Raw genomic sequence first — 11,247 nt, 5'->3', positions numbered from 1 at the left:
TCGAAGTTTTACCCAAAAGACTTGCTCTTAGAACCCCATACTTCAACTCTGTTAGGTCGCTTAATATGAATGTACCATTAATGAATCACAATATAAAGCCGTCCTACAAGGACGGGGCTTTAGACCCAAAATTTACGGTAAAACCCTAGGGATCGCTCCTGATGCAAAGAAATGTTGACTTGGGACTCGTTCGCGCCCAATTCCTCCTAGCCTGAATCCGAATACCTTTTCTCTTCATGAGTAATCATCTTGCGATCGCCACTGTTACCGCCACCCTCCAGCGGATTATTCAATCCACCATCCAAGCCGATGTCAGTGGGGCGCGGGTCACGACGCTACGCCCCGACAGTATCGGCACGGCCACCCCAACCACGGGGGTAAATATTTTCCTCTACCATGTGCCGGTGAACTATATGTGGGGCAACAGTGCGGAAATTCAGCGCCGCAATCGTCGGGGCGAGGGGGCAGTGCGATCGCGTACCGCCGTCGATATGCACTATATGATTAGCTGCTACGGTAACGATGCCGAACTCGAACCCCAACGCCTGTTAGGGAGCGTGATTCGCACCCTCACGGACTACGCAATTATTTCGCGAGACCTGATTCACGACACCCTCGAAGATGCCAACCTGGAATATCTCAGCAATTCTGACCTCTCCGAACAGTTTGCCGAAATTGCCTTCGCGCCCCTGAATTTGACCCTCGATGAACTGTCAAAAGTCTGGTCGGTGTTTTTCCAAACCCCCTACTGTCTATCGGTGGCCTATAAAGCAACGGTGGCGATGATTGAAGGGGAAGCCACAGGGGAAGCACCGCTACCCGTGAGCGATCGCCAATACGGCGGCACATCCCCCCTCGCCGGTCAACCCCAAATCACGGAAGTGATCAGCGATCGCGGTCGCTTCTACCCGATCGAAACCCACAGCACCCTCCGCATCCGCGGCCAACATCTCAACGGCCCCGACCCCTTCATCCGCATCGGCGCGATCGAAGCCGCCCCCACCGAACTGAGCACCGATCAACTCCTCCTCAACCTGGCTACCCTGCCCACCGATCAACTCCGCGCCGGTATTCAGAGCCTCCAATTGGTCTATCGCCAAGGGAAAGCCGACAGGGGTAAACCCGCCCCCCGTGTCGAATCCAACACGGCCCCCTTCGTCCTCCGTCCCACCCTGGATCGCCTTGAGATCGGGTCCCTCACCGGCACTCCCCGGCGGGGTCGAAACGGCACGATCACCGCCCAGAGCAATCTCCCCATGCTCCCTGAGCAGCGCGTCACCCTCTCCCTCCATGAGTGGTCTACGAATGATCCGGCGACCTATCTCTTTGAAGCCTCGGCCCGAGATGCGATCGCCACCGTCGTGAACATTCCGATCAAAAACGTCAAACCGGGGGACTATCTCGTCCGTCTCCATGTCGATGGGGCCGAGAGTTGCCTAGAAGTGGATCAAGATCCGGAGAGTGACACCTATGGCTGGTATGTCGGCCCCCGCTTACTGATTGTTTAACGATTCTTTCTGACTCTTCTGATTGAACGCAATTTCTGATTAACCTGATTACAAGGAATGATGATGGCGAGTTACTTTATCAAAGTTGCCGGTTTAGGATTTATCCACAACAATTGGAAAACGGAAGAACCCCACTTCTGCCTCTCCCAAGCCACCGCGAAAACCTGGACAACACGCGAAGCCGCCCTTGGCTTTGGTTCCGAGCAGCTTACCCCCCGCCTCAAAATGGGCTGGGAACTCTGGGAACTCGATGACGAGACCCTAGAACCGGTCATTTTGCCCCGGTCTCTGTTTGAAAGCCAGCGCGGCTAGAATGCGACCCAAACCGCGCCCCGTTCTGCCAGTTATGATCTTTAGATCAACCCGACGATCGGCATGAAGTTCTATAATTGGGCCTTGTTAAGCGCAGCATTATAGGGAAATCCAAGTGTTTCACCTCAGTGGTTACGAATATTTTTTAGGCTTTCTCCTGATCGCCAGTTCCGTTCCGATCTTGTCGCTGATTGCGTCGAAAATCTTGCGCCCTCGTACCGGCGGGCCAGAGCGGCGCACCACCTATGAATGTGGGATGGAGCCTATCGGCGGAGCATGGATTCAATTCAACATCCGGTACTATATGTTCGCCCTTGTGTTTGTGGTCTTCGATGTTGAAACCGTGTTTCTCTACCCTTGGGCCGTCGCCTTTAGTCAATTGGGTTTGCTAGCCTTTATAGAAGCCCTCATCTTCATCGCAATTTTGGTTGTTGCCTTGGTGTATGCATGGCGTAAAGGAGCGTTAGAGTGGTCATGAATTTAGAATCAATCGAACAGCAAAACGTTGAAAAAATCTTGAATCCGGTGGCCCGCACCGGGGTTACCCAAGACTTATCGGAAAATATCGTCCTCACCACCGTAGATGACCTCTACAACTGGGCGAAACTGTCCAGCCTCTGGCCCTTACTCTACGGAACGGCTTGTTGTTTTATCGAGTTTGCCGCGATGATCGGCTCTCGGTTTGACTTTGACCGTTTTGGTCTGGTGCCGCGTTCGAGTCCCCGGCAGGCGGATCTTTTGATTACCGCCGGGACGATTACGATGAAAATGGCCCCGGCCTTGGTGCGGCTCTACGAAGAAATGCCGGAACCGAAGTATGTGATCGCCATGGGAGCCTGCACGATTACCGGCGGGATGTTCAGTGTGGATTCGCCGAGTGCGGTGCGGGGTGTGGATAAGTTGATTCCGGTGGATGTTTATATTCCCGGTTGTCCGCCTCGGCCGGAAGCGATTATGGATGCGATCGTGAAGCTGCGCAAAAAGGTGGCCAATGAGTCGATCCAAGAGCGGGCCACGGTGCTAGAGCAGCAACATGAATATTACTGCACGACCCACAATATGAAGGTGACGGAGCCGATTTTGACGGGGGAATATTTGCGATCGCCCGATCGCCAAGCCCCCACCAAAGAACTCACCGAAGCCTACGGGCTGCCCATTGCCCCCACCCGTCAAGATGTGAAAGAAGAGGTTGATCGTGGCTGAAGACAACACTCCCAACAACGCCCCGGAAGAAGAATCCACCGCCCTTGTGGCCGGCCCGGCATCGTCATGGCTCACCGAGAATGGCTTTGACCATGGTTTGCTCGAACCGGATCACCTCGGCATTGAGATGATCCAAGTGGATGCGAAGGTGCTTCTGCCCATCTGCACCGCGCTCCGCGCTTACGGGTTCAACTATTTGCAATGTCAAGGGGGGTACGATCTAGGCCCCGGTAAAGAACTCGTCAGTTTTTACCATTTGGTGAAAGTCAGTGACAATGCCGAAAGTACCGAAGAAATTCGGGTTAAGGTGTTCGTGCCCCGCGACAATCCCCATGTGCCTTCGGTGTACTGGATTTGGAAGGCGGCGGACTGGCAAGAGCGGGAAACCTACGATATGTACGGTATTGTCTACGATGGCCATCCCAATTTGAAACGGTTATTAATGCCGGAAGATTGGATCGGTTGGCCCCTGCGCAAGGACTATATTTCTCCCGATTTTTACGAATTACAGGATGCCCATTAAGGGCGATCGCTCCCCCCATCTGGGTGCTTGAGCTTAGGTCATCCTGAACAGAAAAGAGTGAGTGTGTCTACACTCACTCTTTGGCATGAAGGGGAGATTTTTGCGTTAACCTCCCTTGCCGGCGTTGCGATGAAACGTCAGATGGTTGCTCTGGGTGCTGGGCATGGGTTAAATGCCCACATCAATGGGGAAGCGGCGCATGAGATCGACGGCGCGGCGGGCATTTTGGCGGATCGTGTCGGAGAGGCCGGGGACGTGGGGAATTTGGGAAAGAAAGTCTACGGTACGCCGTAACATTCGCACCAAATCACCCTCATCAAAACTGCAATTGTCGCCCAGGATTTCCCAGGTCACACCAAGGGCCCATTGTTCCATCACGCCGATGATGTTGAGGGTTTCGTCTTCGAGCCAGACGGGAAGGGCGACTTTGTAGCGGTGCTGCACTTTGATCAACTCTTTGCGGAGGGGAATGAGGTTGGCCAGGGCCACGAGCACCGATTCAGGGGGGGCGTAGTTTGTCCAGCTATCGGGGCGGGGCGGTTCGCTGATCAGGCTATAGACGGCGGCGGCGAGTTCCGGGGGGCCGAGGGGATCGAGGTAGCCGGACATCAGGGCGAGGCCGAGCCAGAGTTCGTTATCGCCACGAATGGCGGCGGCGGCTTGGCCGATTTCGGTGGGGTCGTATTCGATCAGGGCATCGAATTCGCGGAGGACTTTGACGAGGTTGGAGAAGTCGCGCCAATGTTGGGTTTGGTGTTCTTTGTATTGGGCTTGACGATCGCGCAATCGCCGTTGCAGTTGAATGCGGAGGTTATGGCGTTTCACCAGTTGGCCGGGTTTGCCCCATTGCCGAAGGGGGTGGGTATCCAGTTGGGATTGAACGGCGGCGAGGCGATCGCTCTGCTCCACCACTTCCGGCGCATCATCAAGGCTAAAGGGGGTAATCGGGATTGCTTCGGCCACCGAGGCACTGAGGTCATCACCGGGATAGTATTGCCCCAATTTGCGCGGTAAATCAAAGGGTGGATCGAGCATATCGAGCAGGTTCTGAGCAATCACCGTATCCCCCACCCCGATCACATCCTGACTCGCCACCACCGTCCAATCATTCCCTTCGGTTAAACAGAGGTAATAGGGGACTTTGCCCCGGCCGGAGAGTTGGGCAGCGAGGAGCACCGGCAGCGGTTGCGCCACGGAAACATGCTTGCCTTTGAGGTAAAAAATGCTGCCGAGGGGAAGTTTGGGTAACTGTTGGGTAATCTCTTGCTGGCGTGTTTCGATCGCTTGTTCGCGGAGAATTTTTAAGAGGCGGCGTTCTTCCTTGGCTCGTTGGCGAAGTTTTTCGTAGTCTTCAATCTGGGGGACGGGGATGGGGGCGAGTTCCACGTCCAGTTTGGCGAGGTCGGTGGTGAGTTCTGCGATCGCTTGCTTATCCGGCGCTAACTTCAACGAAGCGGCATACTGGGCAAAACTGCGCTCCAAGAGGCTTTTCACCTGGGGCACGGAATGGGTTTGCAATAAATTCAACACCATACCATAGGTGGGCGTAAATTGACTCACCAAGGGTTCAGCGGATTTGAGGGCGAGATCGGCGGCATCCTTAGCCCCCTCAAACCGGGTCTGCACCGTTACCACGTAGCCCTGTTCATCCATGCCCCGTCGCCCGGCCCGGCCCGCCATTTGCAGAAACTCCGCCGCCCGCAACAGCCGATGACCATTATCGCTGCGCTTGGAAATGGCGGAGATCACCGTGGTGCGGGCGGGCATATTGATCCCGGCGGCGAGGGTTTCCGTGGCAAACACCACCTTCACCAGCCCATCTTGAAAGAGTTCCTCCACGAGGCCTTTCCAGGCGGGTAACACGCCCGCATGGTGGGAGGCGATGCCGCGCATCAGGGGTTCCACTTGGTTGGTGCGGGCGGCGCTCGGATTTTCCGAGACGAAGGCCGTGACGCGGCGTTTCAGTTCGGCAGTTTCGTCGGCGGTGAGCAGTGTATAGTCAGAGACTTGAGCGATCGCACTATCACAACCGCGCCGACTGAAGATAAAAAAGATCGCCGGGAGCATATCGCGATCGCGCAACTGGGCCACCGTTTGGCGAATCGTCGGGCAGTCTTCACGGCGGAGGCGGCGGGGCTTACCCTTCGGCAGCAGGCGTTTATTTACCCGTGTGTTAGTTTCGTTGAGGAGCGGAAACAGCCCCTTCACCGTGCTGAAGTGAAACTCAAGGGGAACCGGGCGAAAATCCGAATGAATTAAGCGCGTCGGCCCATGGACTTGGCTAATCCATTCCGTCAGTTCGGCAGCATTGGCGATCGTCGCTGACAGTGCCACAATCTGCATCTGTGGCGGACAGTAAATGATTGATTCTTCCCACACCGTCCCCCGCTGGCTGTCGTTCATATAGTGGCATTCATCCAACACCACCGCTTCCACATTGGCCAACGACGTACCCACCTGACCGATGGGCGTACCGTAGAGCATATTCCGAAAAATTTCGGTGGTCATCACCAACACACTGGCATCGCGGTTAATCGAGGTGTCCCCGGTTAAGATCCCCACCTGATCCGCGCCGAACAGTTCGCAAAAGTCCCGGAATTTTTGATTCGACAGGGCTTTCAATGGTGTGGTGTAAAAGACCCGCCGATTCCGTGAAATGGCCCGATGAATTGCATATTCCCCCACCAGGGTTTTACCTGATCCCGTCGGCACAGACACCACCACAGATGACCCCGTATCCAAGGCATCGAGGGCATCAACTTGGAAGGGATCAAGGGGAAACGGGAAAATTTCGGTACGGTTCAGCGAGGCTCGGGCGGAGGTGTTCACTCAGGTTTTATGCAGTTACTATTCTTCCATTCTAGGGGGTGTGCTGAATCCCGTGAAAACTGGGGCAATTATCCATTTTGGGGCGATTGAGGAGCCGGTTGATCGGGGCGGTCTAGATCGTCCCAGTCGTCGGCTTGGGTTTTGAGGTCGTCTTGAATTTGTGGCCAATTAATTTCGCTGACGGTGGTGTCGGCCCAGAGTTTGCCTTGGTAGAGATACCAGACGCGATCGCAACTCTGCTGTACCCAGTCCAATTGATGATTGGCCATAATCCAAGTGAGGCCGGGGGTTGCTGTTAAGACCTGCAACACCCGCGACGCTGTGCCCACATCCAGGGCTGAGGTGGGTTCATCCAGAAGCAAGAGGGTGGGGTTGAGGAGCATTGCCCTGGCAATAGTAACGAGTTGCCGTTGACCAAGGGAGAGTTGCCAGCTTTGCCGCTCTAGCCAATCGTTGGGAATATTGAAGCGATCGCATTCCTGAAACACCCGCTCGCGCACCTCAGTTTTGGGCCGCTTTTGCAAGGTCAACGGATAGGCAAGGGTATCAAACACCGAGAGTCCCAAGAGTTTCGGCTCTTGCAACACGAGAACAACCTTGCGCCGCAACTCAGACACCGGTATCGTTGCCAAGGGTTGCCCTTGAAACCAAAGTTGCCCCTGATCCGGGTCGCGAAGTCGATTGAACAGGGCGAGCAGGGTGGATTTGCCCGAACCCGATGCGCCCACGATGCCGATCCGATCGCCCGCTGCCACGGTGAAGGAAATATCCGTCAAAATCGTCGTGATGCTGAGATCCTGCGATCGCAATACCGGCTGATTCATAGGGGTGCTCCGATGCCGTTGGGGAGTGCGATCGCCGTCCAAACGACCCACCCATCGACGAGAAATAACAACACCGTCACCCCCAACAGGATCACATACATCCAGGGTTGCGCCAACGGTCGCACATCCGATGTATCCAACCCCGTTCGCGCCGTGACAATCTCCACCAACCGCGCAAACCCCACCACCCGCATCGGCAAGAGATAGGCGCGATCGCGCTTGGGGGTGACGAAATAATAGACAAGCCCGCCTTGGCCGGTGGTGCGCATTTGTAGATCACACACCTGCGCCCAGGGCAACGACCAGCCCCGCCGCCCCAACGGTCGCACCCAAGCCGGATAGGTGACGCGAATTTCTTGCTCGTCTACTTCGACCCGTTCGCACAATACGCCGTAGAGCATCCCAAACCCGATCGCAATCCCCCCCCAGAAGAGCGTAGGGGAAATGGGGGTTTGGGTGGCGATCGCTAAAAACGGCAGCGGAACCGTCAACGCCAAATACAGCGACAGCAGCGTGATCCGAATTAAGGGCGAAATCCGAAAAGTATCTAACACCATAGGATGATCAAAATGTGCGTTGATCCGTAATCGATCCCCCTAAATCCCCCTTAAAAAGAGGGACTTGGCTCTAACTCCCCCCTTTTTAAGGGGGGCTGGGGGGGATCAAGTTAAAAAGAGGGACTTGGCTCTGGCTCCCCCCTTTTTAAGGGGGGCTGGGGGGGATCAAGTTAAAAAGAGGGACTTGGCTCTAACTCCCCCCTTTTTAAGGGGGGCTGGGGGGGATCAAGCTAAGCATGTGGGATGCAAAGAAGGGCCAGGGGAATTCAATTCATCGCACCCTAACCCTGAGTAACGATCGCATCCACTGTCGCCGTTTTCTGTTCCTCATCCACCGAGGTCACCGCCCAGCGCAACGGCTCGCCGCGTTTGGTGAGTTCCGCTTCAATTTCTTGGTGCAACTCGTTCGGGGTCGCTTGGAGATCAATTTCTGCCGTAATGAAATGAGTTGTCATTCGTTCAATTCCCTAGACTGAATTTCTTTGTAGTGTACGGTGAAATGGGGAAGAAGGGAGCGAAAAGCCCTCGCCTGCGGGAGAGGGTTGGGTGAGGGATCAAGGTGAGGGATCAACAGGTTTGCATCGGGTCGATGCTTTCCATTAACGGCGACAGGTTTGGCGGGCGCGATCGTCTACCGGTTCCTGCCACGAATAGGCAAAATGACTAATCGCATCAAGCTGCGGAAACTGACGTTGCAACGCCCACATTTGCTGCTCTAGGGGGGGATGGCTGCGTTCCACTCGCCCCCATTGGCCCGCCAAAGCTGGAATCACGCGGGTTTGGGGCGAGGCAAAACTTAAGACCCGCTGCACCTCGTCCACAATGCAGTCCGTCCGATTCCCACAAATCGCGTAGGACATCGGATGCCACTCGATTTGTGAGGAGAAGCGATCCCAGGGTTGCAGGCGTGAATCATAGCCCTGTTGACCGACGGGGCGGTTCCCATCGGGGAAAAAGACGGCCCCCGCAGGGATGCGTTGGCGCTGGACTTGAGTGGCGGCGGTATTGAGAAAATCAATCACACCTTGGGCGGCGTGGGCAACGCTGAGTTTCCACAGTTCGGCGTTGAGATTGCTAGAGCTTAAGCCTTGCCATTGGGGGCCAGTTTCCCCCGGATGGAGGGCTTTCGCGGACTGAACATCGCCACCGCTGATCGAACCTTGGGCCATGAAGCGTTGAATCAGTTCGCGGCCTTGATTGTTCTGGGCCCGGTTGAGGAGGGCTGTGCGGGACGCATCGCCGTAGATCCAGAGGTCACGCACATTGCTGGCCACCGATCCACCCCCGGAGCCACGGGGATAGCGGATATAGTCGAACAGCACGCCGTCGGGGTTGCGGCGGAGGACGGCTTGGAGCAGGGTGGCGTAGTCGGCTTGGCCTTGGGGACTGTAGGGATCGATGAAGGCTTGGGAACCGTCGGGGACAACGTCGAGGCTGGTTTGACCCTGGCCATTGCGGGCGAGGTTTCGTTCGCGATCGGGACGAACGGCGTAGGCGTAGCCGTAGTTCATCGCAAACATCCAGGCGTAGATCTTCAGGTTACGATCGCGACTTTCTTCAACCGCCATCGCCAATAAATCGGCATTTTCCTGACCGCGATCGCGCACCACCGACACCCACGGCGTGCGATTTTCCGACACCGGCAGCAGCACTTGGGAATCGTAAAACACCTCTAAATAGACTTCGTTGTACCCCTTATTGACGATGCGATCGAACACCGCATCCAACACCCCCGGCTCTAAATCGCAAGGATACAAGCGCAGCCAGATCGCTTGGGTGCGGGGCCAGGTGCGTTGTCGGCATTGCTGGAGCCAGGTGGAATGCTCTTGAATCACCGCCTGATATTGGGCTTGGGCTTGGGCATTGCCCCCCACCGCAGCGCGACGCAGGGCCTCTTTGCGATTGATTTCACGGTCGGTAAATTGGCAGTAGTTGCCGGTTTGGGCTTGGGCGGCGGCGAGTCCGGTGCAGGGGGCGAGGAGGGTACTACTGAGGAGGAGGGCGCTAAGGATGCGGTGCAGGGAGGCGCGGGGAGCAAGAAGCGATCGCAACATGAGCAGTGGGGTAAGTCGGAGTTTTAATTGATTGTAGCGGCCAGAATTTTCGACCCTGGGCTTCTGACTTCAGGATTCCCGCCAGCGTTCCCGTTCCGACACAAAACGGCTAACCCTCAACAGGTTAACCGTTTTGTGTTGTTGTCTCCGTTGCGATCGCAACGGATTCCGCGAGAAAGGTGATCGTAATTCCTACAAACCGCGTTTGAGCGCAATTTCCACTTGTTTGAATTCCTGCTTTAAACGAGTTTTCAGCTTATCCGACAAGGGACGAGACCCATAGGTACTATAAAATCCAGCCAAACTATTCAAAGCCGTCTGCATCGTCGTGAACGATCGCAACCCCGACACCCGGCCATCACGACGATAGCGAGATGCATAATCATTCATCTGATCCCGTGCCGCCTGACGTTGTTCCGTCACATCCGGCGCATCACTGGACATATCTAACATTGTGGTCAGGTTTTCCACCACCGTGAGGGTATCTTGGCGATAATTCCCTGTTAAACCATTTGTTGTGCCCGCTGAACAACCCATCAAACCGATGGCGCAGACTAACACAAGAGCAAGTACGCGAGACACTAGGGGTTTAATAACCATAGAATTAATGTAACGTTTATAAAAGCAGCTTGGTCAATCCTACCGTGGATCGGAATCGCACACCAGATGCGCCTCAACTTCACCAGATGCGCCCCGCTGGATCGTTAGATTTAACGAGGAACGTTAGGATATAAGCAACAGTCAATCCATATCGAGAGTAATTCATACCACTATGTCTTCAACTTCCCCCCTAACCCTGACTTGTGAAAACGTTGAGCAAGTCCTTGACGATCTGCGTCCCTACCTGATGGCAGACGGCGGCAATGTTGAACTGGTTGAGATTGAAGGGCCAACGGTGAAACTCCGCCTTCAAGGGGCTTGCGGATCTTGCCCTAGCTCAGCAATGACCCTGCGCATGGGGATCGAGCGTCGCCTCCGTGAACTCATCCCCGAAATTGGTGAAGTTGAACAGGTGATGTAATTCCGTTCTGCTCTCCTGAGCATCGGAAATCATAGGTGGGCATTGCCCACCTTTTTCATGGGTTTCAATGGCAATTGCATCTACACAACACGCAACCCCCTAAGACGGGAGGGATTCTAAATAGCGGAGAAATTCGACGAGTTCGTGATCAGCGAGGATTTGGCGCGATCGCTTCCCGTAGGTTTCCATGATGTATTGCCGCCCCTGCTCCTTTGTCCAGCCCAAACGCTTCATTTCTAAATTTGTTTTGGCAATCACATCGGAAAAATCAATCGGTTCCCCGGTGGCGGCGGGGGCTGGGGTGGGAACAGTGGGTTCTGGGGGTGGGGCGATCGCTTCCGGCTCCGGTTCGGCGGCCATGGAACCATTAAGGGCGAGGGCCGGTTCTGGTTCTGGGCTGGGGATCGGTTCTGGGC

At 55.4% G+C, this 11,247-nt stretch carries 12 protein-coding genes and 1 pseudogene; 6 read left to right on the top strand and 7 right to left on the bottom strand.

Going from position 1 to position 11,247, the window contains the following annotated elements:
• The first annotated feature begins 236 nt into the window (after positions 1–236).
• The 5 genes from PN477_RS07945 to PN477_RS07925 all read left to right on the top strand — a co-directional run bounded on the left by PN477_RS07945 (position 237) and on the right by PN477_RS07925 (position 3,546).
• Positions 237–1,508, top strand: coding sequence for a Pvc16 family protein (locus PN477_RS07945; RefSeq protein ID WP_272118101.1), 1,272 nt, complete (start codon positions 237–239; stop codon positions 1,506–1,508).
• A 57-nt stretch (positions 1,509–1,565) separates the two neighbouring features.
• On the top strand, positions 1,566–1,820 hold the full coding sequence (locus PN477_RS07940) for a hypothetical protein (protein WP_272118100.1): 255 nt from the start codon (positions 1,566–1,568) through the stop codon (positions 1,818–1,820).
• A gap of 115 nt (positions 1,821–1,935) precedes the next feature.
• Positions 1,936–2,298, top strand: coding sequence for a photosynthetic/respiratory NAD(P)H-quinone oxidoreductase subunit C (ndhC, locus tag PN477_RS07935; protein WP_272118099.1), 363 nt, complete (start codon positions 1,936–1,938; stop codon positions 2,296–2,298).
• On the top strand, positions 2,295–3,023 hold the full coding sequence (locus PN477_RS07930) for an NADH dehydrogenase subunit K (RefSeq protein WP_072619745.1): 729 nt from the start codon (positions 2,295–2,297) through the stop codon (positions 3,021–3,023). The genes ndhC and PN477_RS07930 overlap by 4 nt, the downstream gene beginning before the upstream one ends.
• Positions 3,016–3,546, top strand: a complete 531-nt coding sequence (locus tag PN477_RS07925) for an NAD(P)H-quinone oxidoreductase subunit J (protein WP_272118098.1) — start codon at positions 3,016–3,018, stop codon at positions 3,544–3,546. Before PN477_RS07930 ends, PN477_RS07925 begins: the two co-directional genes overlap by 8 nt.
• 168 nt (positions 3,547–3,714) lie before the next feature.
• Here the strand turns inward: PN477_RS07925 and PN477_RS07920 are convergent, their stop codons facing one another.
• From PN477_RS07920 to psb27, 6 genes are all read right to left on the bottom strand, one after another.
• Positions 3,715–6,375, bottom strand: coding sequence for a DEAD/DEAH box helicase (locus PN477_RS07920; protein ID WP_272118097.1), 2,661 nt, complete (start codon positions 6,373–6,375; stop codon positions 3,715–3,717).
• Positions 6,376–6,443: 68 nt separating this feature from the next.
• Complete coding sequence (locus PN477_RS07915) at positions 6,444–7,199, bottom strand: energy-coupling factor ABC transporter ATP-binding protein (RefSeq protein ID WP_272118096.1); 756 nt, start codon at positions 7,197–7,199, stop codon at positions 6,444–6,446.
• Positions 7,196–7,756, bottom strand: a complete 561-nt coding sequence (locus PN477_RS07910; RefSeq protein ID WP_272118095.1) for a hypothetical protein — start codon at positions 7,754–7,756, stop codon at positions 7,196–7,198. Before PN477_RS07910 ends, PN477_RS07915 begins: the two co-directional genes overlap by 4 nt.
• Before the next feature lie 281 nt (positions 7,757–8,037).
• Positions 8,038–8,211, bottom strand: coding sequence for a hypothetical protein (locus PN477_RS07905; RefSeq protein ID WP_272118094.1), 174 nt, complete (start codon positions 8,209–8,211; stop codon positions 8,038–8,040).
• Positions 8,212–8,355: 144 nt separating this feature from the next.
• Positions 8,356–9,810, bottom strand: coding sequence for a family 10 glycosylhydrolase (locus PN477_RS07900; RefSeq protein WP_272118093.1), 1,455 nt, complete (start codon positions 9,808–9,810; stop codon positions 8,356–8,358).
• Positions 9,811–10,002: 192 nt separating this feature from the next.
• A complete protein-coding gene (psb27, locus tag PN477_RS07895) occupies positions 10,003–10,410 on the bottom strand; it encodes a photosystem II protein Psb27 (protein ID WP_417158774.1) in 408 nt (135 codons plus the stop codon).
• 172 nt (positions 10,411–10,582) lie between these two features.
• Between psb27 and PN477_RS07890 the strand changes: the two genes are divergently transcribed.
• Positions 10,583–10,831, top strand: a complete 249-nt coding sequence (locus tag PN477_RS07890; RefSeq protein WP_272118091.1) for a NifU family protein — start codon at positions 10,583–10,585, stop codon at positions 10,829–10,831.
• Between the two features lie 99 nt (positions 10,832–10,930).
• Here PN477_RS07890 and PN477_RS07885 read toward each other — a convergent pair.
• Positions 10,931–11,247 (bottom strand): annotated as a pseudogene (locus PN477_RS07885) (hypothetical protein); the annotation flags it as partial.

This window comes from Spirulina subsalsa CS-330 (genome assembly GCF_028330765.1).
Taxonomy (GTDB): Bacteria; Cyanobacteriota; Cyanobacteriia; order Cyanobacteriales; family Spirulinaceae; genus Spirulina; species Spirulina subsalsa_A.
Note: the sequence above shows the minus strand (reverse complement) of the source record. Positions and strands in the feature narration are given on the sequence as shown.